At 44.4% G+C, this 22,332-nt stretch carries 18 protein-coding genes; 6 read left to right on the top strand and 12 right to left on the bottom strand.

Translation table 11 applies throughout. From position 1 onward, the window contains the following. The first annotated feature begins 234 nt into the window (after window positions 1–234). Window positions 235–3,843, top strand: a complete 3,609-nt coding sequence (locus tag Cabys_RS10565; RefSeq protein ID WP_006930403.1) for a right-handed parallel beta-helix repeat-containing protein — start codon at window positions 235–237, stop codon at window positions 3,841–3,843. Window positions 3,844–4,535: 692 nt separating this feature from the next. Here Cabys_RS10565 and fbaA read toward each other — a convergent pair. The 6 genes from fbaA to Cabys_RS10600 all read right to left on the bottom strand — a co-directional run bounded on the left by fbaA (window position 4,536) and on the right by Cabys_RS10600 (window position 9,590). After that, window positions 4,536–5,612 (bottom strand): class II fructose-bisphosphate aldolase, encoded by a 1,077-nt coding sequence (fbaA, locus tag Cabys_RS10575; protein WP_006930405.1) that lies wholly within the window; start codon window positions 5,610–5,612, stop codon window positions 4,536–4,538. Window positions 5,613–6,119: 507 nt separating this feature from the next. After that, window positions 6,120–7,145 carry a putative manganese transporter gene (locus tag Cabys_RS10580; RefSeq protein WP_006930406.1) on the bottom strand — a complete coding sequence of 342 codons (1,026 nt, stop codon included), beginning with the start codon at window positions 7,143–7,145 and terminating at the stop codon, window positions 6,120–6,122. Between the two features lie 26 nt (window positions 7,146–7,171). Continuing rightward, the gene (locus tag Cabys_RS10585) at window positions 7,172–7,822 is read right to left on the bottom strand and encodes a class I SAM-dependent methyltransferase (RefSeq protein ID WP_006930407.1); all 651 of its coding nucleotides are present in this window, start codon (window positions 7,820–7,822) and stop codon (window positions 7,172–7,174) included. A 1-nt stretch (window position 7,823) separates the two neighbouring features. Continuing rightward, entirely contained in the window at window positions 7,824–8,216 is a 393-nt protein-coding gene (locus Cabys_RS10590; protein ID WP_006930408.1) for a NifB/NifX family molybdenum-iron cluster-binding protein, read from the bottom strand. 201 nt (window positions 8,217–8,417) lie between these two features. Continuing rightward, the gene (locus Cabys_RS10595) at window positions 8,418–8,828 is read right to left on the bottom strand and encodes a threonyl-tRNA synthetase editing domain-containing protein (RefSeq protein ID WP_006930409.1); all 411 of its coding nucleotides are present in this window, start codon (window positions 8,826–8,828) and stop codon (window positions 8,418–8,420) included. 120 nt (window positions 8,829–8,948) lie between these two features. Beyond that, window positions 8,949–9,590 (bottom strand): MBL fold metallo-hydrolase, encoded by a 642-nt coding sequence (locus tag Cabys_RS10600; RefSeq protein WP_006930411.1) that lies wholly within the window; start codon window positions 9,588–9,590, stop codon window positions 8,949–8,951. A gap of 330 nt (window positions 9,591–9,920) precedes the next feature. On the opposite strand from Cabys_RS10600, the gene Cabys_RS10605 reads away from it, so the two are divergent. Beyond that, on the top strand, window positions 9,921–11,681 hold the full coding sequence (locus tag Cabys_RS10605) for an IS1182 family transposase (RefSeq protein WP_071961279.1): 1,761 nt from the start codon (window positions 9,921–9,923) through the stop codon (window positions 11,679–11,681). Window positions 11,682–11,740: 59 nt separating this feature from the next. Here Cabys_RS10605 and Cabys_RS10610 read toward each other — a convergent pair whose 3' ends face one another. Next, window positions 11,741–13,366 carry a B12-binding domain-containing radical SAM protein gene (locus Cabys_RS10610; RefSeq protein ID WP_006930413.1) on the bottom strand — a complete coding sequence of 542 codons (1,626 nt, stop codon included), beginning with the start codon at window positions 13,364–13,366 and terminating at the stop codon, window positions 11,741–11,743. A 178-nt stretch (window positions 13,367–13,544) separates the two neighbouring features. Here Cabys_RS10610 and Cabys_RS10615 point away from each other — a divergent pair, with 178 nt between their 5' ends. The 3 genes from Cabys_RS10615 to Cabys_RS10625 all read left to right on the top strand — a co-directional run bounded on the left by Cabys_RS10615 (window position 13,545) and on the right by Cabys_RS10625 (window position 17,100). After that, entirely contained in the window at window positions 13,545–15,440 is a 1,896-nt protein-coding gene (locus Cabys_RS10615; protein ID WP_006930414.1) for an ABC transporter ATP-binding protein, read from the top strand. 10 nt (window positions 15,441–15,450) lie between these two features. Continuing rightward, complete coding sequence (locus Cabys_RS10620; protein ID WP_006930415.1) at window positions 15,451–16,308, top strand: DUF3108 domain-containing protein; 858 nt, start codon at window positions 15,451–15,453, stop codon at window positions 16,306–16,308. 168 nt (window positions 16,309–16,476) lie between these two features. After that, window positions 16,477–17,100, top strand: coding sequence for a superoxide dismutase (locus Cabys_RS10625; protein WP_006930417.1), 624 nt, complete (start codon window positions 16,477–16,479; stop codon window positions 17,098–17,100). Between the two features lie 32 nt (window positions 17,101–17,132). On the opposite strand, the gene Cabys_RS10630 is transcribed toward Cabys_RS10625, so the two are convergent. From Cabys_RS10630 to Cabys_RS10645, 4 genes are all read right to left on the bottom strand, one after another. Continuing rightward, a complete protein-coding gene (locus Cabys_RS10630; protein ID WP_006930418.1) occupies window positions 17,133–17,690 on the bottom strand; it encodes a PepSY-associated TM helix domain-containing protein in 558 nt (185 codons plus the stop codon). A 91-nt stretch (window positions 17,691–17,781) separates the two neighbouring features. Further along, window positions 17,782–18,255, bottom strand: coding sequence for a DUF4920 domain-containing protein (locus Cabys_RS10635; RefSeq protein ID WP_006930419.1), 474 nt, complete (start codon window positions 18,253–18,255; stop codon window positions 17,782–17,784). 71 nt (window positions 18,256–18,326) lie between these two features. After that, window positions 18,327–18,860 (bottom strand): spore maturation protein, encoded by a 534-nt coding sequence (locus tag Cabys_RS10640; RefSeq protein ID WP_006930420.1) that lies wholly within the window; start codon window positions 18,858–18,860, stop codon window positions 18,327–18,329. Continuing rightward, a complete protein-coding gene (locus Cabys_RS10645; protein ID WP_006930421.1) occupies window positions 18,853–19,530 on the bottom strand; it encodes a nucleoside recognition domain-containing protein in 678 nt (225 codons plus the stop codon). The genes Cabys_RS10640 and Cabys_RS10645 overlap by 8 nt, the downstream gene beginning before the upstream one ends. Window positions 19,531–20,708: 1,178 nt before the next feature. On the opposite strand from Cabys_RS10645, the gene Cabys_RS10655 reads away from it, so the two are divergent. Further along, entirely contained in the window at window positions 20,709–21,683 is a 975-nt protein-coding gene (locus Cabys_RS10655) for an AgmX/PglI C-terminal domain-containing protein (protein ID WP_006930422.1), read from the top strand. Here the strand turns inward: Cabys_RS10655 and coaE are convergent. Next, window positions 21,676–22,332, bottom strand: coding sequence for a dephospho-CoA kinase (coaE, locus tag Cabys_RS10660; protein ID WP_006930425.1), 657 nt, complete (start codon window positions 22,330–22,332; stop codon window positions 21,676–21,678). The two genes, Cabys_RS10655 and coaE, sit on opposite strands and share 8 nt — an antisense overlap.

The following is a 22,332-nucleotide window of genomic DNA, read 5'->3' on the forward strand; positions in this document are numbered from 1 at the left end:
TTGAATGACGCAACACTTTTGTTGATTTTTCGCCGTTTTTTGTGTAATTGCGCAACACATGAGTAAGCAAAACGTTTTAAAATTGCATATAATGGCCATAATGGGAATTCCCTTTACAGACATTATTCGATTTTTGTCGATCTTTTCTTGATTTAACGCAGTTCAGGCCATGCTACACGCTTTTTCTGTAATTTTTGCCCAGGAGAAAAAGCAAAACGCAGGAGAATGGCAGTCATGAAATCATCGTTTTTCGTTTTGTTCCTCGCCCTTACGCTTTTTGCCCAAACAGAAATTCCCGATCAAAGTGAAGTTTACGGCGTTTGGGGCGTGGACGGTTCTCCCTACCTGATCAATGGCGAAGTCATTGTTCCACAAAACGAGATTCTGGTCATTGAGGCAGGTGTTGAAGTACGGTTTAAAACAGGAACCAGTCATGAGTACATCAATCCTTCATTCGATCTGGGTTTTATACGCGTTCAAGGCGCCTTACAGGTAAAGGGCAGAGCCGACAGTCTGGTCGTCTTTACCCGTCAGGGAAGTAGCGGCCAGTGGGGCATTCTCTTTTTTGACGAATCGGCCAGCGATTCGTCGTTTCTGCGCTTTGCTAAAATTGAACACGCTTCTTACATCCAATACCTGCATGATTGGTTGGATTTTAACGGCGCGCTTAGCGTGGTCAATGTTGCGCTGAACGTCGAAAACTGTCAGATAGCCAACAACGCCGGCGACGGGGTTTATGTTAAATCGGCGGCAATTCAGCTAACCAACTGTTTGATTAACGACAACGGCGGACATGGCATTCGTCTCCTTTCTGAGAGCGACGCACAAATTTACAACTGTACCATCGTGTTTAATAGTTTAAGCGGCTTTGATTGCGGATTGAACAGTCAACCGCTGATGGTCAATTCGATTTTGTACAGCAACGCAAGCGATCTGGAAATCGGTAAATATTCTCAGCTCACGCTAGATCACTGCTTGCTGCAAAGCTCTACCCTGCCCTCGCAGGTAATCAGCGCGGGCAGGAATTTTCCGGGCAAAAACCCCCATTTTGTTGATGCGCAGCAGCAGGATTACCGTCCCGGCCCCAACTCCTGGGCCGTAAACAACGGCCTGCCCGATAGCAGTCAATTTTATCACCTCGCCACCGATTTACAGGGCAATCCGCGCTTTATTCACGGCCGCATCGATCTTGGCGCGCTGGAGCGCAGCGGCGACTTTTTACGCCTGGAATATCCGATTGGCAACGAATCCTTATTGCAAAATTCGATTGAAATCCTGCGCTGGAGCAGCAATGTGCAGGGCGTTGAAATCGACTACTCCACCGACGCCGGGCTGACCTGGCAAAGCGTCGCCAGCTACGACGGCAGCGAAAACCGATTTAAATGGCAGGTCCCGGCGTTGATTTCCGAAGACTGCCTGCTGCGCATTACGGCTCAAAACGATTTTCAAATAACAGACATTAGCGACACTACCTTCATCATCAGCGATCACACCATTATTCGCCCCGGATTGAGTGTTTCCGGCAAATGGCAAAAAGCGGGCAGCCCGGTTGAGGTGCGCGGACCAACCGTGGTGGAAAAAGACTCCACCCTGCAAATTGAGGCGGGCGTGGAAGTACGCTTTAAAGCCGGCAACCATTTTGACTACAGTTCTACTGAATTCGACGCCGCCTTTTTGCAAGTTAAGGGACACCTGCAGGCGCACGGCGCGGCAGGCGACACGATTGTATTTACTGCCCTGGAAAGCGATCGATATTGGGGCGGATTGATCATTGAAGACAGCGACAGTCTGGGCAGCGTGTTGCGTTTTGTCAAAATCGAACGGACTTACGGTATTGACAGCCTGGAGGGCAAAAATTTTCCGGCGGCCCTGTCTGTTTCCGGCGCTAAAATGCAATTGGAACACATGAGAATTACTAACAATGCGCGCAACGGCCTTCTGGTGACGGGCGCAGGTAACCATCTGATCGCCCGATGTGTAATTGAACGCAACGAGCGGAACGGCATTTTGTTCGCCGAAGAGTCTAAATTTCCCACGCCGGAAGTAGCCAACAACACCATTCGCTTCAACGGTTTGCACGGTATTTTTGTCAACGGTATCTTTTCTGCCTTCATTCACGACAATCTTATTACGCGCAACGATTCATGCGGCGTTAAGCTGCTTTCCGGCTATGCCGTGCCACAAATCGTTAACAATCGAATTGGTTATCAAAAAGTGGGCGTTTTTTGCGACAACGCGCAGGCCAAACTGGTGGGCAATGTGGTTTACCACAACGAACAGGGGCTGCTTTTAGATAACGCCAGCCCGGACATCGGCAACCTGACGCTGGCCGATAATACTACCGCCATCCGCGGCATGAACACCAGCTCCATTTTAACCAATATTTTATTTGCTTTCAATGCCAGTGATTTTTCTTTCCCTTCCGGCGACAACAGCGCGCCCGGAATTTCCTATTCTTTGACAGATAAATATTTTTTCGCTCCTCAGGTTACCGACCTTGGATTTAACCGTTACGGTAGCAAGACCACCTTTAAAAAGCAGGCGCCGCATTATTACGCCTTAACCGCCGGGGCGGCGGCCATTGATCATGGCACCATGGACAATTCTCTTATTACACTTCCTGAAATGGATGTGGCCGGCAAACCACGCATAACGGACGGCAATGATGACGGTACGGAAACCATTGACATTGGCGCTTACGAATTTGCCCTTTTGCAGGCCGATTTTAAAGCGCAGCCAACGGCGGGCAAACTCCCCTTAAAAGTGCAGTTTACGGATCAATCAAAGGGCGAAATCACAACCAGGCGCTGGGACTTTGGCGACGGCGTCACAGACAGCGTGCCCAATCCGCAGCATGTTTACCATTCGACCGGCCGCTTTGACGTTCAATTGATCGTGAGCGGCCCGGTAGGCGCGGATACCCTTTTACAAAAGGAATACATTTACGCCAAACATCCGCCCTTTGTCTGTCAACCGGCGCCCGATGTCTCCTTTTTTGAAGACAGCGACTGGCAGTTTGTGGCACTGCTAACTAAGGTGTTTTGCGATTCAGACAGCGCCGCCCGCCACAGTTTTACGGTTTCCGGCTCATCCCCACACATTTTGAAAAAGGTAAAAAACGATTCGTTGTTCGTAAAAGGGGAGGAAAATTTTTATGGCCAGGGGACGGTCTTTCTTAAAGCGCAGGACCAGCTTTACCTGAGCGCGCGCGACACCTTTGCCGTTTTCGTCCTGCCGGTAAACGATGCGCCCTATTTTGATAAGCCCCTGCCCGATTCGCTCTGCTTTCGCAGCGATTCCTCGGCGACGTTAAATTTATGGCAATTCGTGGCCGACATCGAAACGCCCGATTCGTTGCTTCATTTTGACCTGCAGATCAGTAACGATTCGCTTTTGTTTTCTTATGACTCAACAAGCGGTATACTCATTATTTCTGCTGCAAAAAGTTTTGCAGGCCAGGGCTGGCTGCGAGTCACGGTAAGGGACGATTCCCTGGCCGCTGCGCAGGATTCCGTGCGGATCGTGGTTTACACCTTGACCGACATCGGAAACAAGGTCGGCAGAAACGTTCCCGTAAGATTTTTCCTGGCGCAGAACTTCCCTAATCCCTTCAATCCCACGACGACCATTGCCTTTGGTCTGCCGCTTTCGCAAGAGGTGCGGCTTGCCCTGTTTGACGTTCGCGGACGCAAACTGGCCACACTACTGGATCGATCTATGCCCGCCGGTGCGCATCGCCTTGTAATTAATGCGCAGCAGCTGGCGCTTGCCAGTGGAATTTATTTTGTGGTATTGAAAACAGAAAATTTCAGCGCCGTGCGGAAATTGATTTTGATCAAATAGATTGGCATGTTTCTTTTGAAAGATGTAGCGCTCTGGCGGGCGAAATATTTTGTGAATGCGTCCTAACGCGTGACAGGTAAAGTACAAGAGTTTAGAGGTTTAGGAGTTTAGGGAGTTTAGTGAGTTTAGGAGTTTGGGGAAGGTAGGGGTGAATGATTTTTATCTGCTTTTTTTTCATCGAGGTTTGTTTTGCCTTTACCAATATCTATGTTCGTCTGAGTTAAAATTATTCAGGAAAATCCTTCACCCTTACGAGTATGGTAATCCTTTTCCAATTCTACGAAGAAAGGCAAGTCCAGGATATCCCATTTTGTTTTCAACCGAAACGGAATACAAGGGAAGCGTTCTCTGCTGGCGCTCCCTTCGACTGCGCTCCCTTCGACTGCGCTCAGGGAGCGTTTTTTGTCCCGCTGGCTGAATCACTAAGTCAACGCCAAAGTAATTGTGCACGTCAAAGGAAAATCACGTTTTCAAAAAGGCGTTCGGAAGGAGAAACGGAGCGCTCTGACAGAGCGCTCCAATTGCCCGCGGAAAACACGGCCCGGGGCGTTGCCCCGGGCCTTCTTCTCACATCACACAAATTTTTCCATGAATGTATTGAGCAGCACGCAACGCCGCACCTTGGTTTGCTTTTCACAAAATTTAAAAAAAGGAAACAACCTGAAGCGCAGGCTGCTTCCCTTAATCTTTGATTAATTACGGTTAACGCAATTCAAATCTTCAAAAGCCTTTTTAAGACGTTCAATCATCGATTTTTCCGCTTCACGCAGCCATTTGCGCGGATCGTAGTATTTTTTATTCGGTTTATCTTCGCCTTCAGGATTGCCGATCTGTCCCTGCAGGTAGCCCTCGTATTTTTTGTAATATTCCATCACGCCCTTCCAGAAAGCCCATTGCGTGTCGGTGTCGATATTCATCTTAACCACGCCGTAGGAAATGGCTTCGCGAATCTCTTCCAGACTGGAACCCGAGCCGCCGTGAAAGACAAAACTGACCGGTTTTTCACCGGTGTTGAATTTTTCTTTGACGTAATCCTGCGAATTTTTCAGGATAACGGGACGCAACACCACATTGCCTGGTTTGTAAACGCCGTGCACGTTGCCAAAAGCAGCGGCAATGGTAAAATTAGGACTGACGGCCAGCAGTTTTTCGTAGGCGTAAGCCACCTCTTCGGGCTGAGTATAAAGCTTTTTGCTGTCCACATTGGTGTTATCCACGCCGTCTTCTTCGCCGCCGGTAACGCCCAGTTCGATTTCCAGAGTCATGCCCATTTTAGCCATGCGCTGCAGATATTGCACGGAAAGCCCCACATTTTCTTCCAGCGGCTCTTCGGAGAGATCGAGCATGTGCGAGCTGAAAAGCGGTTTGCCGGTTTGGGCAAAATACTCTTCGTTGGCTTTTAAAAGACCGTCCACCCAGGGCAGTAATTTTTTGGCCGCATGATCGGTATGCACAATCACCGGCACGCCGTACAATTTCGCCATTTGATGGATGTGATGAGCGCCGGAAACCGCGCCGGCAATGGCCGCCTGCTGATCGTCGTTGGGCAGACCTTTGCCAGCAAAGAATGCAGCGCCGCCGTTGGAAAATTGAATAATTACGGGCGAATTGACTTCTCGCGCCGCTTCCAGAACCGCGTTTATGGAATTGGTTCCCACCACATTCACAGCCGGTAAGGCAAATCCTTCTTCTTTAGCAATTTTAAAAACCGTTTGTACCTCTTCGCCGGTGAGCACGCCGGGTTTTACATGATCCAGTACTTTTGCCATATTACATTTCCTCCAAAATATCTGTTGAACTTTATCCGAGTAAAATAGAATGGAATATCGTAAAAAAATGCACAATTTAAAAATAAAAATGCAGAAGAAATGTTTAAAACCTCTTTAGGATACTTCCCTCAAAAAATGTAATGCATTAGCGTGCGAAAATTTTTGTGCTGCTGGATTGGTTGAATAGTTGATTAGTTGAATGGTTGAATGGTTGAATGGCAACTGTCCACTTTCAGCGTTCCCCTCTCCCAGACTTTTATTCTTGGAAAAGGAGATCAAGAGGGTGAGGGCAATTGAAACTATTTCTAATTTAAAACATTCTTTGCGCTCTTTGTGACTCCTCTGAGCTCTCTGTGGTCGCTTGAAATAGTTTGTTTAATCTTTTTCTGCGATGATTGGCGTAATCTGCGAGAAAATTACTCTGCGCGCGTTGCGGTCGATTTTGGTTGCGGCTGTGCTGCTTTAGCCATTTCTCTCTCATACCCTAAAAATCTCGCTCTCAAAGCTTTAAAACCCGGCCAATAGTCCCAGTGCACCGATTAAAAATCCCACGGCAACATTAATGATTTTCAAATAAACAAAACCTTTTTTGGAAACGGCTAAAAGCGGCAGAGTTCCGTGGCCGTCCTGCACAATGGAGCTGGCTAATAGAATGCTGAAGGGAATGGAACCGCTGGCGAAAAGCGTAACAAAGATCAGATGCGGACCCGATTCCGGAATAATGCCCACCAGCACGGCAAGAATCAAAATGGTAAAAAGATTGGTTTGAATCCAGTCGTTCAAATCCAGATAATGTTCTAACAGATGAATCACCAGCAGCGCGCCGAAGGTCCACAAAAAGATATTCAGCAAATGTTTTTTCAGCACATGTTCCCACAGGTGTTCTTCTAAAAAGTGGTCGGGCACGGTTGAGACCACAAACAACGCAAACAATGTGCTGACCAATAGCGTAATTTTAACCCAATTCCAGCTTTGCGGGCCGATGATTTCAGTGATCAAACCAAACAAAAATAGCGAAAAAAATGCGATCAATAAAGCGCGGGGAAAACTAATGTTCTTTAGCTGAGGCAAAATTTTGCTACTGGTCAGGCAACGGCATATTTCCTTTTCGTGTATCTCATATTTATGCTTTACAGCAACCAATAAAGCATCCTGTTTTTTGTAAAGCACATCGACCAGATAGCCGGAGAGTAGGGCAAGGGCGAACAAAATCGCGTTTAATAACAATGTTTTAAGTGGAAAGAGAGAAAGCATCACATACGCTGCATCGCCGCTGGTGGCAATCATGGCCGCTACCAGCGCGCCAAAACTCAAAACACGGTGGGAATAAAGCGAGACCACGGAAAACGCGCCCAGGCAGCCCGGTATCACGCCCAGAAAGGCGGCCAGCAGGTACTGTTTAAAGCGACTCTTTAAAAAGGTCTGCTGCCATTGTCCGTGCGTTTGCACATTGATGTACTCAATGAGCAGCATCATAATAAATACAAAGCTGGTAATTAGCAGGGCGTGTTTTACAATACCGATGACAAACATCTCAGCGTTCCTCTTTTAATGAGCGATCAACTCTTTATCTTGGCTTTAAACAGGCGAAGCGTCTCCATGAACCACACATCTTGTTCGAAGATTTCAAATCCCCACTCTTTTAACTGCTCTTTCCAGTTGATGCGGATGTATTCAAAAGCCAGCGGACACTCAATGGTTTTAAAACCGATCCGGAACCACAGGGGCTTTTCATTAAGGTCAAATTCATTAAAATCAAGGACGATGAGCTGGCCGTCATCCTTCAATGCCCGACGCGCATTGTCAATGATCTTCCTGCGGTTTTCCTGTGTAAATCCATGAAAAACAAAAGAGAGAAAAACTTTGTCAAATTCTTTCTTAAAAGGCAGAGGCTCCAGAAAACTTTGCCGCAACAGGAAAACATTTGACAGATGGCTGCAATTTTTCTCAAACTGAGCGGCCATCTCTTCGCCGATTTCCACGCCCACGATGCGACCGTTCGCACCAAGATAGCGGGCCATCAAACAGGCATTTTTCCCCGTTCCGCATCCCAGGTCCAGAATGGCATCGTCTTTTTCAATGTTCATCTTAGCAATGGCCTCTTTCAAAAAGCGCTCGTACTTGCCTAAACTCCCCCACTTCAATAGCTGGTCGTAAAAACGGGCCGCAAAGCCTTTTACTTCCACTTTAGAAACAGATTGATCCAGCATTTTAAAGACCTCCCGCGCATGGCATGAATTTCATGCCTTGCGTATTAAAACATTTGAAATCGCCATACTGCTCACTAAGCAGGCGGCTAATCGCTTCATCGATGCGGTTGATCCTGGTAAGCATCGGTTTTTTCCCCTTTTCAACCAGTTTGGGAATGGAATGCATGCCCATACTGCGCGCCAAAAACACATCGCAGTCCTTTAACAGCTGCATAATATTTTTAGCCTGCCCATGTTCATGCCCCTCTCCTTGGCTGACAATAAAAGGATTTTCCCTTATCTCCTGAGTCATTATTTGTCCATTTTCCACCGTAAAAATCTTAAAAAAACGACTTTCACCAAAATGGCCGCTGCGGATGGCGTTCAGGTCATCCGTTCCAACTGCGATCTTCATCAACGCTCCTTATTATTTTAGATTTTTAACTTTTAATGATATTTCTAACCTTTCGATACAAATCTAAAACGGCAAATACCAACCAAAAAATTTAACAGCAAAGAGATATTTGAATCACAATTCGACCTCCCAGATTTCACCCCAAAATATTAAATATTAAATAACAAATACCACCTTCCTCTGCTCGATCTCTACCACGACCTAAAACTCCTTAAAAAGCCTGGCAAACGAATGCCCCGGCGCCTGCACGTCAATATCCAGAAAATAGCCGAAAGGCGTTTGCGCGGTTTCGTAGCCGGCGCTTTTTAAACGCTCTTCCGCATTGTCAAAAATTTTCTTCGTCAGCTCAGGGTCTCCTTTTTCTTCCGATAGATGGGCAAAAGAATGCAAAACAATGCGATTCGTCTCATTCTTACGAGCCGCCCACTTTAAATTTTTAACCAGTTTGGTCTGAACGGTAGAAAGGTGCTGTTCGTCGTCTGGTTCTACATGAATAAACCCCACCAGCGCATTTTCGAACTGTGCGGATTCATGCAGTTCATCGACCTGCTCCAGTCCCTTAACACTGGTTTTGTAAGCAAATTTGGTACAATAAATCATCAATAAGCGCATCGGCTTCCTCCATGGTTTTAAATTTTCAAGATATTTAGAAACTTTACGGCGTCGTTTATTCAACAGAGGTTTTTAATAATGTCAGATTTATTCGTTTACAAACTGCGCCCTCATTGTTCTTTAAATTTCGTAAACTTTTCCGACGCCGCCTTGCACAACTTTTGTAGGAAAACGTTCTTTAATTTCTGTTAGATGCTGTGTACAGTGTGTGGGACAAATAAATTGCAAATCTTTAAAAAGCTCGTATTGATCGAAACCATGCAAGCCGCCTAAAATACCGTAAACAGGGCCAAATTGTCGGGCTATTTGTAAAATGAACGACATAGGCGGATGGGAACAACCAACAAAGAGCATCATCCCTTTTGAAGAAGGAAGAACAAGGGACTGTTCAATACCCCCTAACTCGCCGGTGGTAAAAAGGTCTTCTGCCAGCTTTTGCGGCCTGTCATCCACATGCACCACCTTACGCGCCCTGCGAACGCCGCGCAGAGAGCGCGGCACGTAAACGGTAACGCGTTCGTTGGCGTTTAAAAAAGCTGAAAGTCCGCCAATGTGATCGAAATGGTTGTGCGAAATAAAAACCGTATCAATGCTTCGCGCTTCAATATTTAAAAGCTGCAAATTATGCATGAGAATACGGCCGTCGGCGCCGGTGTCGAACAATATCTTCCTATTCTGTGTTTCGATTACACAGGCAAAGCCCCAGTCAGCCAGTAAATCTTCCCGGGCGCTGGTGTTGTCAAATACAATGGTTATTTTCATGGACGCCCCATTTTCAAAATGGTTAAACCAACTTGGGTGTGTCTCAAAAGCGAAATTAAATGTATATTTATTTATATTCATGGTAAATATTACATTAGCCCTCACCCCCTGCCCCCGGGGCTGTCCCAAAAGTAAATCAAGATGTATAAATATGCAGGTTTTTAAATATAATTTTATTGGTAAATGTGATACGAAATTATGGAAAAGGTAAAAGATTTCAACAAAAAAACATGAATAAAAACAAGATTTAAATTGGTTCTATTTATTGTCTTTAGCACATAAAATAACTTGCATTAATAACTTGAAAATATTAAATTTAAAATAAAAACCATGAAGCCAAAACGTTGTCGGAAAATCCCATTTAAAACTACCGATCAAAACCAACTTACTATTCTTCCGCCTTCATTAGATGAGCTCATAGAACCCAATCATATGGTTCGGTTTATCAATGCCATCATAGACAAGATGGATATTGATTTTTTAATTAAAGAATACAAAGGAGGCGGTCGGGCCGCGTATCATCCGCGGATGCTATTAAAAGTAGTCATTTATGCCTATACGCAGAAGATATTTACTTCGCGCCAGATAGCTAAGGCCTTAAGAGAGAATATTCATTTCATGTGGTTATCAGGGAACAGTCGTCCGGATTTTAGGACGATAAATCGTTTTCGTTCATCACGATTGAAGGGAAAAATAGAGGAAGTATTCACCTATGTAGTTGAGCAATTATTGGAGTTGGGCTATATAGGATTAAATGATCTTTTTATAGACGGGAGCAAATTTCAGGCGAATGCGAATAAATACAAGGCAGTCTGGAAGAAGAATGTAGACCGTTACCAGAGAGTACTTCAAGAGAAGCTAAAGGAATTACTAAAGAAGATAGATAACGAGAATGATTTAGAGAATCGTTTATACGGTAATAAAGATTTAGGAGAATTAGGAGAGGATGTTACTTTAAGCTCTCATCAGATTGAACAAATAGTTGATATATTGAATGAGCGGTTAAAAAAGGAACCGGACAATAAGGAATTAAAGAGAGCAAAAAATAAAATAGAGAAGGATTATTTACCGCGCCAACGTAAATATGAAAAGCAACGAAAGCTTCTAAATGGTAGGAATAGCTATAGCCAGACGGACCCGGATGCTACCTTTATGAGTAAGAAGCGGGATCATCATAATAATACGGATTTGCTTCCGAGTTATAATGTTCAGGTAGGAAGTGAGAATCAATTTATAGTGAATTATACGATAAATCAGAACGCGAATGATAGCGTATTATTAAAGCCCTTTATGGAGTCATACAAGCGTTGTTATGGTAGGCAACCAAATCGAGTAATAGGCGATGCAGGCTATGGAAGTGAGGAGAATTATGCATATTTGGAATCAGAAGGTGTAGAAGCTTATATCAAATACAGTAGTTATTACAAAGAGCAAAAGAAGTCATACAAAGAGAATCCTTTTTTGATAGATAACATGCGGTATGATAGTGAATTAGATCGCTATGAATGTCCTGCCGGTCGGTATTTAGAATATGTTGGAGAACAGGAAAGTGTTACGTCGACGGGTTTTAAAGTAAAGCATCGTATTTACCGTAGTGAGAGTTGTGAAGGCTGTGTATTGAAAGAGAAGTGCTACAAGGGCCAGACTGCACGTGTTGTTAGAGTAAATGTCATGCTTAATGATTATAAAAAGCAGGTTCGTTCTCGATTGAATACGGAAGAAGGAAGAAGATTAATCAGCAAACGAGGTTCGGAGATAGAAACAATTTTTGGACAAATAAAGCATAATCTAGGAATAAGGGGCTTTTTATTAAGAGGATTAGAGAAAGTAAAAACAGAATTTGGTATAATAGCAGTAGCGTATAATTTAAAAAAGATGTTTAATCAGATGAAAGAGTACGGTTTAGTTAACGAGATGTATAAGTATAGCGCTAACATCTTTTTTAATTTAAACCGGGCAAGCCAGTGTCAAAATTTAGGCCCAAAAAATACCATTTTAAAATCGTTAGAGCGGTTTTTTATAGAAATTAAGGAAAAAATAGTTGTTAAATATTCATCTTGTCTCTTCAACGCCAAAATATGTTTTGTATAAAAATTTACTTTCATCGACTTTTGGGACAGCCCCCATCACTTCCCCTTGAACTCGCCTCTTTACACGCTAATCGTTCCGCCGTCCAGCCTTTTTATCCATTTTACCTCTTCCATGAATTTCTTAAAAAGATCAACATCAAAGGCCGGATGAAGGCGGAAGTCATTGCCGTCAAAAACGTAAAAACGATCTTCCGTTAGCAGTTTAAATAAAATTTCCAGTCCCGTTAAATCCCTCCCCTGCCAGTTATTTCGCTCCGCAAGTATTTCCTTTAACAAAAGGGATTTACCAGACAGGTCCAATTCTTTAAGAAAATTAACCATTCTGGCCATCACGAATAAGGTAAAAATCCGTTGGCGCCGTGCCTCATTTTCGGTTGCGCTCAAACTGCTTAACCGTCCCACAACCCACCAGGGTTTCTTATGCTCTGGCAGGCTACCCTCCAGCGGCATGCCCGGAGTCAGATAAAACGGAGAAACGCCAATGCGCAGCGGCAGCCTGCTGAGATAAATCAGCGTTTGCAGCATGGAATCGACCGATTCACCGGGTAAGCCTAAAATCTGGTACGAAATAACGGACATGCCCAGCGCATGTGCGGTTTGCACAACCCGTTCAAATTTTTGCAAATTAAACGGCCGTTTTAGCTGTTTCAATACAGGCTGGTTCAGACTTACCAGGCTGATGTTCAACTCGCCGAAACCAGCATCTTTCATCAACTCCAGAGTTTGGTCATCCAGTTTAAAATAAGCAAGGCCGTTCATGGCCAGTAGCTTTAAATCATAAGCAGCGTAGTTTTTAATGATCTCTTTGCATAGCGTCTTAAAACGCCGTTGATCCAGAGTTAAATTATCGTCTTCAAAATCGAAGGCCCGCACGCCGGCGGCAAGACGCAGCTCCATCTCCTGTAGAATATTTTCAACGCTGCGCAAACGTAAGCGATGACCAAACGTTTGATGAACCGAACAAAACGCGCAACGATACGGACATCCACGCGAGCTGATTAAAAAACTCAGCTTCCGCCTGCCCAGTCGGTAATGCTCGAGATTCAATCCGGCGAAATCAGGAAATGGCAGCTCGTCAATGGCAAAGTTTTCCTGCAGATCGTTAAAAACCAATTTTTCATGGGCAGTTTTAAATCCCAGATTGGGCACTTTGTCGAACCTTCTTTTGCCCAGCCACTCTTCCACAAAGCGCACAACAGGACGCTCGCCTTCGCCGCGGATTACAAAATCCACAAAGGGCAAAGCCAATAGTTCATTGGCCCGGGCCGAGACGTCCGAACCTCCTAACAAAATCGGAACATTTAAACTTTTTTTCAAAATCCGGGCAAGCTGCAATGCCTGAGGGGCGTACGCCGTAAACAACATGGAAATGCCGATCAAATCCGGGTTTAGCGCCCCTACTTCCTTTAAAACCTGTTCCTCACTCGCGCCAAAACGATAGTAGTGATAAAAGGTTGAAAACGGACTGCGATCGGGAAAACGATAGTAATCCTTTAAAAACCTTAACGCATCCGGCAGAGGAATCGAACGTTTGCCCCAGCCCTGTTGAAAGTCTTTAACAATTACATCCACCTCTGGGAAGTGCTTTTTTAATACGCCACTTAAATAGGCCAGCCCAATGGGCTGCAGTCTGATCGGCGTGCTGTAAAAGTCTTCGATAGGCGGCTGAATAAAAACAATGCGCATTTCGTTTTCTTTTTTAAATTTCCTTCTGCACCATTTTAGCCATATTTAATAAAAGTGGCAATAAATATTTCTATCGCTTAAATTCTGCAATCATGGCCGAACAATCAATATTCGGCTTTGTAATTTCGAGTTTTATTCTTAATTTAAATTAATTAATCGAAAAGGAATTGCGAAGTAGATGAAATTATACATGCAGGTTCTGGGGTTTATCAAACCTTACTGGAAAGGTATTGTTTTAATTATCGTACTGACTTTTTCGTATGTGATATTTAACAATCTTTCCATCTGGATTTCAATAGACTTTGTGCGCGAATTATTCAGCCCCGCTTACGTGCAACAACAATCCGTTCCGCCGGATAGCGTGCAGGTCGTGTCATCGGCCGATGAATTACAGGATATCGTTAAAAACAGCCAGGGCATCTACCAGAAACTCAATAGCAAAATAAAATCGTTTATTATCCGCAAAGACCGCCTCGAAACTCTGAAAATCGTCTGTCTGGTAATATTTCTGGCCTTTTTAATGAAGAACGTTTCACAATACAGCCGCAAATTGCTACTGATTTTTATTCAGGCGCGGGTGGTTGTGGATATCCGCAACAAGTTGCAACGCAAGTTTTTGCATTTACCGCTGTCATTTTTTCACCAGCACCACAGCGGCACGTTGACTTCCATCGTGTTCAACGATGTAAACGCCATACAGCAGGTGTTAAATCAGAGTTTTGGCAAGATTATTCTCTCGCCGCTGCAAATTATCGCCAATATTATCATCCTGTTGATGATCAGCGTAAAGCTTTCGCTCATTACCTTTATCATATTACCGATTAGTTTTTTTGTCATTTACAAAATCGGTCAAAGCATCCGTCGTCGAAGCCGACGAGTTTTCCAGCAGGTGGCCGATGTGGTGCTGGCATTTCAGGAATCCATTTCGGCCATTAACATCGTTAAAATTTTTACCAGCGAAAAACGGGAAGAAGAACGCTTTAAGAAAACCAATTTTCAATATTTCCAGAAACTGTTCCGCGCCGAACGCATTAAAATTGCCACCACGCCCATTAACGAGATTTTGCTGGTGCTTACCCTGGTCACCCTACTGTGGATCGGCGGAAGAATGGTCTATCAGAACGAAGGTTTACAGCCCGAAGATTTTGTGCGCTTTTTGGTGTTTTTGTTTGCCATGTTCAAACCGATTCAGGAATTTTCGGGCATTAACAACGTGATGCAGACCGGCCTGGCTGCCGCCGAACGCGTCTTTAACGTTCTGGATCAACCGGAAGAGACCTACGATGCCCCTGATGCCATCGAGCTAAAAGAATTTAAAAAAGAGATCAAATACGATCACGTCTATTTCAAATATAACAACGAAGACGAATTTGAATTGCAGGACCTGCATTTTACCATTAAAAAAGGAGAAACCGTGGCCTTTGTCGGTCACAGCGGCGCAGGCAAAACAACCATCGTCGATTTACTGCCCCGCTTTTATCCTGTCTCTGCCGGTCGAATAACCATCGATGGGATCGATATCAATCGGATAAAACTGTTCTCCTTACGAAAGCTGATTGGACTGGTTAGCCAGGAGACCGTGCTTTTCAACGACACCATTCGCGGCAACATCGCCTACGGCCATCCCGACGCGTCGGAAGAAGCGATTATCAAGGCAGCCAAAGCGGCCAACGCCTGGGATTTTATTCAACAATCCGAATTGGGGCTGGATACGCATATCGGCGAACGCGGCGTTAAGCTTTCCGGCGGACAGAAGCAACGGCTGGCCATCGCCCGCGCCATCCTCAAAAATCCGCCCATCTTAATTTTAGACGAAGCGACCTCTGCCCTGGACACCGAATCGGAACGGCTGGTGCAGGAGGCGCTGGATCATTTAATGCAAAGTAGAACCGTGCTGGTCATCGCCCATCGTCTCTCCACTATTCGTAACGCCAACAAAATCATCGTCATGCACCACGGAAAAATCGACGCGATCGGCACGCATACGGAACTCTACGAAAAAAGCAGCATTTACCGTACATTGTACGAAAACCAATTATTGATCGGGGAGATAAAGAAAAAACCCGCATCATAAAAGGGAAAATATGAGAAAAATCCATTTTACCACAGGTCTGTTTGCCACGCTATTTTTTGGCGTTCTTTTCGTGAATTTGGCTCTAACAAAAACCGCTGATGACGCCACTTTCGACGCCAATCCCTATCTTGTTTCAGAACTTCCTTTTGAAATCGGTGAGCGTCTTATTTTCCGCTTGCGATATGGTTTTATTTCCGCCGGTAAGGCTGAGATGAAAGTGCTTGGCCTTAAAAACAACGACTACGGTAACTACTATCACATCCAGACCACGGCGCGCAGCACGCGCACCTTTGACTGGGTATTCAAGGTTCGCGATGTAGTCAATTCATACATGAACGCCAAAACCCTGCATCCCATTCACTTTGAAAAACTTTTACGCGAAGGCAATTACAAAGCCGACACCTTTGTCGATTATTTTTATGAAGATTCCATCGCCAGAGTCAAATATCTGCGTTATAAGGACGGCATGAAAATTAAAAAGCGGGAAGAATACGAAGTCAAAATTCCTCCCACGGGCGTATTTGATGCCCTGTCTGCCTTTTACTACATCCGCACGCTCGATTTAAACGGCATTGACACGCTTTACGTACCGGCGCACGAAAAGAAAAAAGTTTACAACCTGCCGATCGCCATTTCAGGTCCGGAAATCGTAACGGTAAAAGCAGGGAAATTTCGTTGTTGGCGCCTGGAGCCGGCTTTAATGGAAGAAGGCATTTTTAAACATGAAGGCAAACTGACGATCTGGCTGACCGACGATAACCTGAAAATTCCGGTCCAAATGAAAACCAAAGTGCTGGTGGGACACATCACCGCCGAGTTGATAGAAATCAAGGGTATTTCTAAAAAAATCCCCGCAAAATTAAACTGATTTCTTCTTTAGGAAAGGACGGGCTTTGCCTGAAGTTGTTCCACAGAGCCTGAATCCACCTTTCGCTTTCCGTAAATAATCCGCTTTATTAATCTCTTCTGGGAATAAAACCTCTCCATATTGCATTCTTATTACTAAACACGATTAAACAAAAACGGAGGATACATTATGCCGCACCAACTACCTGAATTAGGTTTTAGCTATAACGCTCTGGAACCTTTCATCGATGCCATGACCATGGAAATTCATCACACCAAACATCATGGCGCTTATGTAAACAATTTGAATGCCGCTCTGGATAAACATCCGGATTTACATACTAAATCCATAGAAAAATTGCTAGGCCAATTAAGTACGGTGCCGGCCGATATTCAAACGGCCGTTCGTAATAATGGCGGCGGCCACTGGAATCATTCCTTTTTCTGGGCGTTGCTTAAAAAAAATGAGAATGGCGAACCCGTTGGAGAACTGGCCAAAGCCATTGATTCCGCGTTCGGCTCTTTTGACGCTTTTAAAGAACAATTCCACAAGGCCGGCATGACGCGCTTTGGCTCAGGCTGGGCCTGGCTCATTGTCAACGATCAAAAACAGTTAGTGATTGGCTCCACCCCCAATCAGGACAATCCTCTGATGGATATCAGCAAATTCAGGGGCACGCCGGTTTTAGGGGTAGATGTGTGGGAGCACGCCTACTATCTAAAATATCAGAATCGTCGCAACGAATATCTGAATAACTTCTTTAACGTAATCAACTGGGAAAAAGTCGAAGAAAACTTTTTGCAGGCGCTGTAAAAAGAAAAAGCCAGGCGCACGCCTGGCTTTTCTTAATTATAAACGATCAAAAAGAAGATGGGAATCAAAAAACCAATGGCCGTAAGCCATTTTCCCCGGCCGGCCAGACCGTTCTTCCCCTTTAGCACAAACATTCCGCTAATGGCCAAAAACAGCAAAGCAACGGCATACAGGTCTGCAAAATAAGTCCACCACCGTTTGGCATGGTTCAAATGCAGATAGTTGAACTCATAAAGCAGAGGCCGCTTTTCCACAATTTCCCATTCGCCTTTTCCGCTTAACACATCCAATTTCAGCGTTTTATTTTTAAAAAAGACGTGAATCTCTTTAGGCGAAGGCCGAAAACTGCTTTCCGGCTGTTCGGCAATATTCATTTTCTGGAGGACGGATTGAAGCAGTTCGTCATGCTGCTCCGCTTTGATGGGCGTTGTTTGGACCGGAACCCTGCGGATTTCATAGCTGGGATTCCAGTCTTCCACGTGATTTACGGCAATGCCAGAAATGGCATAGATAATGGTCAAACCTACCGCCAGATAACCAATATCGCGGTGAAGAATGTTATTCCATTTACGCCAGTGAATCTTTTTCATTAGCACTTCCTCTTCTTCTAAAAAAGAAAGAGAAGCGAGGAAATTAAGCTCCTCACTTCTCTTTTAAACACACGTCAATGATATGCTACGCTTAGTCCATTTTTATTTTGGCGCCCAGTCCTTTGAGACGATAGATCGTTTTGCCCGAAGTAACCTTGCAGGAATCGAACGGCTCACCCTGCTCTTCGGCGTGGTGTTTCATGGCCCGAATCAGATCTGCTTTAGAAATGACTAATTTTTCTACAATGCCTTCTACCAGCGCTTCGCGGCCTTTAGCTTGTAGCGGAAAAACAATTTCGCCATCCTTCACTTTAACGCGAATGGATTGGAACTCTTTATCGCTGGCAATCTCCATCCAGCAGCCGCGTTTTTTACAAACATCGACCACGCGTCCCTTCACCAGCACCTTTTTGCCTACATAAGCATCAGGATTTTCCAGAATCGCGGAAATCAACGTTGTCTCATTGAGCGTCAACTTTTTGCCAAAGGTTTTCCAGCCATCGGCAAAAAGTAAATTGGTCGTAATGAATAGAATAATCACAATAAAAAGCGTTCTTCCTGGCATAAGCGCTCCTCCTTTAAAGTTTAATGTAAAACGCTAAATTAACACGGAATGGTTAAAAAAGCACATTTTTGTTAAAACATCAAACGACAGATGTAAACGGCCGTAATCAGTCCCGCCAAATCTGCCAACAAACCGGCAGGAACGGCATAACGCGTTTTGCGTACATTAATTGCGCCAAAATAGACGGCCACTACATATAAGGTCGTTTCCGTACTGCCGAACATGGTGGAAGCCATAAAACCGTAAAGCGAATCCACACCGTAAGTTTTCATGATTTCGGTCATCACGCTAATCGAACCGCTGCCAGAAAGAGGACGCATAAATGCCATGGGCAAAATTTCACCAGGAATGCCGATTTTACTGGTCACGCTTCCCAGAATATTGGTTAAAAATTCCAGGGCGCCACACGCCCGGAACATGCCGATCGCCACCAGCATGGCCACCAGGTAGGGAATAATCTTTACACCCACGTTAAAACCTTCTTTGGCGCCTTCAACAAATTCTTCGTACACTTTAACCTTTTTGGAATAGCCGTACCCGATAAAAAGCAACAAAATTACCGGAATGGCTAAAATGGATAACCAATCTATGATCAGTTTAAACATTTTGTTTCCCTCCGCGTTTTTTCTGGAAAAACTGAATTAATTTTACGGTGGTAAGGCCGACCAGTGTCGCCATACTGGCCGCGATAATAGAAGGAACAACAATTTGCTGCGGATTCACCGAGCCCATTGAAGCGCGAATGGCGATTGCGGTTGCCGGCACCAGCGTAATGGCGCTGGTGTTAATCACTAAAAAGGTAATCATATCGTCGGTTGCCTCGCCCTTCTTGGGATTGAGTTTGTCCAGTTCTTCCATGGCTTTTATTCCCAGGGGCGTGGCGGCGTTGCTCAAGCCCAGCATGTTGGCCGCAATATTCATGATCATCGCCCCGATCGCCGGATGGTTGGACGGGATGGTGGGAAACAAACGTTTGGTAATCGGACGAACCAACCGCGCAATAATGTCGATCATTCCTGCTTTTTCGGCAATACGCATAATCCCCAGCCACAAAGCCATAACGCCGATTAAACCAATGGAGATCTTTACCGCCGTATTCGCTGCATCAATAGCCGCCGAGGTGGTCTGTCCCAGACGCGTTTCTTTGTTCAAATTACGTTGTTCTGTTTTAGCCTCTGTTTTGGTCTGCGGCCGATTGAGTTCATGGTAAAAATCGTTTATCCCGGCAATGAAAATGCTGAGAATAATCATCCAGGCCCAGATGTGGTTTAGCATGACGCCTCCTTTGTTTAACTGCTTTTTCATTTGTTTGTGATTTAAAAATATCTTAGTTATTTTTTAAATTTACTTCAAGTTAAAGGTTTAATATTTTGAATACTTTTTGATGTGTTCTTTAAAAACTTTATTTTGATGCAGCCAAAAAACGCTGGCATGGGCTGAAGGTGGTTTAAGGTCATTACGCTGCCGCTTTGCTACGTAGTGATAGTTTTGCAGGCTGAAAACATGCCGGCTAAAGAACCAAGGCAGCACAGCCGCAACCAAAATCAACCGCAACGCGCGAATAGTAATTTTCTCGCAAATTACGCCAATCTTCGCAGAAAATGATTTAACATTTAAGGCAAAAGCTAAACAAACCGGCGCTCTACTATACGGGCACAGCCTCCCGCTCCGCGTGATAATTTTTAATTCAAGTACAGCATAGCAGCAAACAAAAACATTCCCGCAGGAATTTAAGCAACCACAGTGAGGTCAGAGAAGTCACAAAAAGGGCGCAATGAATGTTTTAAATTAAATTACCCTTGCTCGCTCGACCCTCACTCCCAGATAAAAGATCAGGAATGAACGTACTTGTAAGGGCGAAGGATTTCCAACCCTACTTTATCCAGAGCGCTTTTTTTATATGACTAAAGATTAATGCTTACCATCGCTGAATTGTTCTTGGAAATCCTTCGCCCCTACATAAACGGTGGTAGGAATTCATTATATTTACAGAAACAAATTTGGGATGACAGACTAACTATTCAACCATTCAACTAATTAACTATTCAACCAATCCAGCAGCACAAAAATTTTCAAATCCCGACCGGGCGGGGCTAGACCTTTCAGAAGAAGTATCCTAAAAAACTCACCCTCTTATTCCTACTCATTGCTCTGTGAGTCTTTTTGCAAAGAGAGGGGGATAAGAGCATACCTAACGTGTTAGTAATTTTGTAATTAGGGGGTGAGTTATAAAAATGATCTTAGAAAAAATATTGTAATCTTAAAAAATTTGGGGGACATTCAGCATGCCAACTAAAGAAGCCTTGTAAAAATAATTGAAATTGGTTATATTAAAAAGACAATAAACTGATAATTAAAAGATTTTTCTACACAGTGATTCCAATCACACAGACATTTTGCTTTTTGATCAATATTTAGTTATCAAGGATAGATCATTATTTACTGAGGTAATCGTGGAAAAAAAGTTTAAATTCAACAAAGTATTTGGTCTTAGTATTTTAGACAGGATGGATGAGACCTTTTACTCAATTTTAACCATCGTTCTTTTAGTTTTTTCCGCGCTAATTTTCATTAACTCGCAGGTCGATTATTCCAGATTTGAAGAAAAAACAGAGAAGCTTATCCGACATCGTTACAAAAATTTTGTGGCACAGTTGTTAATGGATGAGATTAAAACGGTTGAACCTGACGTAAAGGACATACGCACAATCGTTGTCACTGCGCCGCTTGAAATCCCGGTTGCGCCGGAAAGAATTAAAGCCGAAATCACGGTTGAGCAGGCCGCTCAAAAAAGAGCTGAAGAACGTAAACAAATTGCGAAAAAAATGGCCGCTACTCCTGTCATTCGCGGGATACTTAAAGAGCCGGAAGGCGCGGCGGGTGCAGCCGGAGAATTACCGGAGGTAGATGATTATTTCAATGATATTCCGATAATTGAAGAAAATCCCCTTGATATTCCCGCCACAGCTCAAACGGCCATTTCCAGAATACGAAATCAGGTCACAAACTTCGATCCCGGCGATATTGACGGGCCGCCCGATAATTTGTTCAATTATGTGGTGCGCAGGCAGGGAGCGGCGTATCTGGACGTTCCGGAACAATTGACCAAAGAACCCGCCTGGGAAATCGGCTGGCGAGATCCGGAAGAAATCGAACGCGTTGTGCACAAATATTCGCCCATGATTGAATATTGTTTCCGGAAACACACCAGGTACTCAGCCAACAGCCGGGGGTATATTAAGGTGGCCTTTAAAGTTTCGTACGAGGGCTATGTCATTCCCGAAAGCGTACGCATTATTAATTCCACCATACGCAATAAGGCGCTTGAACAATGCATTAAGAATTATATTCGCCACTGGCGCGCTTTTAAGCAACTGGATGAATCCATGGGCATTGCTCAGGTGGTGCAAAAATTTGTTTTTAACTGATATGCTTTAATTGACGCTCTTTTTTCTCCTGCATATTCAGTAATTTTTCATACACCGCCCAGCTTTGTTTTTCCAGTTCGTCTAATGATCCGCTATTATCGATCACAAAATCGGCCCACTGTCGTTTTTCTTCCAGCGGAATCTGCTTGTTAACGCGCGCAAAAAAATCTGAGCGCGTCATCCCGTCGCGCTGTTTAACTCTTTTGTAACGCAATTCTATCGGAGCGTAAACCGTAACCACCGCGTCAAACATCTGCTCGATGCTTATTTCGTAAATCAGAGCGGCATCTATGGCCACAATCGGATACTTACGCGAAAAACGCGCACGCTCAAGTTCTTCGATTAAATAAGCGACCATGCGCGGATGCACAATCTGATTTAATTTTTGCGTGCTGATCTCATCTTTGAATGCCAGCGCGGCCAGCTTTTGCGTATTTAATTTCCCCTGGCGATTAAAAATCTCCTTGCCAAAGGTTTGGGCCAATATTCGTTTTACACTCCGGTCTTTCTGGATAATCTCCTTTGCTTTCTCGTCGGCGTTGATCACCCAGGCGCCCCATTTTTTGAAAAAATTTGCCACCGTTGTCTGACCGCTACCGATTCCGCCTGTAATGGCGACCAATAATGGAAACCTGTATTCTTTCTTCAT

The organism is Caldithrix abyssi DSM 13497 (assembly GCF_001886815.1).
GTDB classification, from domain to species: domain Bacteria; phylum Calditrichota; class Calditrichia; order Calditrichales; family Calditrichaceae; genus Caldithrix; species Caldithrix abyssi.

What these genes read in the sequence shown, in the direction of transcription:
- Cabys_RS10565 (WP_006930403.1), top strand. Translation starts at nt 235, where the DNA reads ATGAAATCATCGTTTTTCGTTTTGTTCCTCGCCCTTACGCTTTTTGCC.
- fbaA (WP_006930405.1), bottom strand. Translation starts at nt 5,612, where the DNA reads ATGGCAAAAGTACTGGATCATGTAAAACCCGGCGTGCTCACCGGCGAA.
- Cabys_RS10580 (WP_006930406.1), bottom strand. Translation starts at nt 7,145, where the DNA reads ATGTTTGTCATCGGTATTGTAAAACACGCCCTGCTAATTACCAGCTTT.
- Cabys_RS10585 (WP_006930407.1), bottom strand. Translation starts at nt 7,822, where the DNA reads ATGCTGGATCAATCTGTTTCTAAAGTGGAAGTAAAAGGCTTTGCGGCC.
- Cabys_RS10590 (WP_006930408.1), bottom strand. Translation starts at nt 8,216, where the DNA reads ATGAAGATCGCAGTTGGAACGGATGACCTGAACGCCATCCGCAGCGGC.
- Cabys_RS10595 (WP_006930409.1), bottom strand. Translation starts at nt 8,828, where the DNA reads ATGCGCTTATTGATGATTTATTGTACCAAATTTGCTTACAAAACCAGT.
- Cabys_RS10600 (WP_006930411.1), bottom strand. Translation starts at nt 9,590, where the DNA reads ATGAAAATAACCATTGTATTTGACAACACCAGCGCCCGGGAAGATTTA.
- Cabys_RS10605 (WP_071961279.1), top strand. Translation starts at nt 9,921, where the DNA reads ATGAAGCCAAAACGTTGTCGGAAAATCCCATTTAAAACTACCGATCAA.
- Cabys_RS10610 (WP_006930413.1), bottom strand. Translation starts at nt 13,366, where the DNA reads ATGCGCATTGTTTTTATTCAGCCGCCTATCGAAGACTTTTACAGCACG.
- Cabys_RS10615 (WP_006930414.1), top strand. Translation starts at nt 13,545, where the DNA reads ATGAAATTATACATGCAGGTTCTGGGGTTTATCAAACCTTACTGGAAA.
- Cabys_RS10620 (WP_006930415.1), top strand. Translation starts at nt 15,451, where the DNA reads ATGAGAAAAATCCATTTTACCACAGGTCTGTTTGCCACGCTATTTTTT.
- Cabys_RS10625 (WP_006930417.1), top strand. Translation starts at nt 16,477, where the DNA reads ATGCCGCACCAACTACCTGAATTAGGTTTTAGCTATAACGCTCTGGAA.
- Cabys_RS10630 (WP_006930418.1), bottom strand. Translation starts at nt 17,690, where the DNA reads ATGAAAAAGATTCACTGGCGTAAATGGAATAACATTCTTCACCGCGAT.
- Cabys_RS10635 (WP_006930419.1), bottom strand. Translation starts at nt 18,255, where the DNA reads ATGCCAGGAAGAACGCTTTTTATTGTGATTATTCTATTCATTACGACC.
- Cabys_RS10640 (WP_006930420.1), bottom strand. Translation starts at nt 18,860, where the DNA reads ATGTTTAAACTGATCATAGATTGGTTATCCATTTTAGCCATTCCGGTA.
- Cabys_RS10645 (WP_006930421.1), bottom strand. Translation starts at nt 19,530, where the DNA reads ATGCTAAACCACATCTGGGCCTGGATGATTATTCTCAGCATTTTCATT.
- coaE (WP_006930425.1), bottom strand. Translation starts at nt 22,332, where the DNA reads ATGAAGAAAGAATACAGGTTTCCATTATTGGTCGCCATTACAGGCGGA.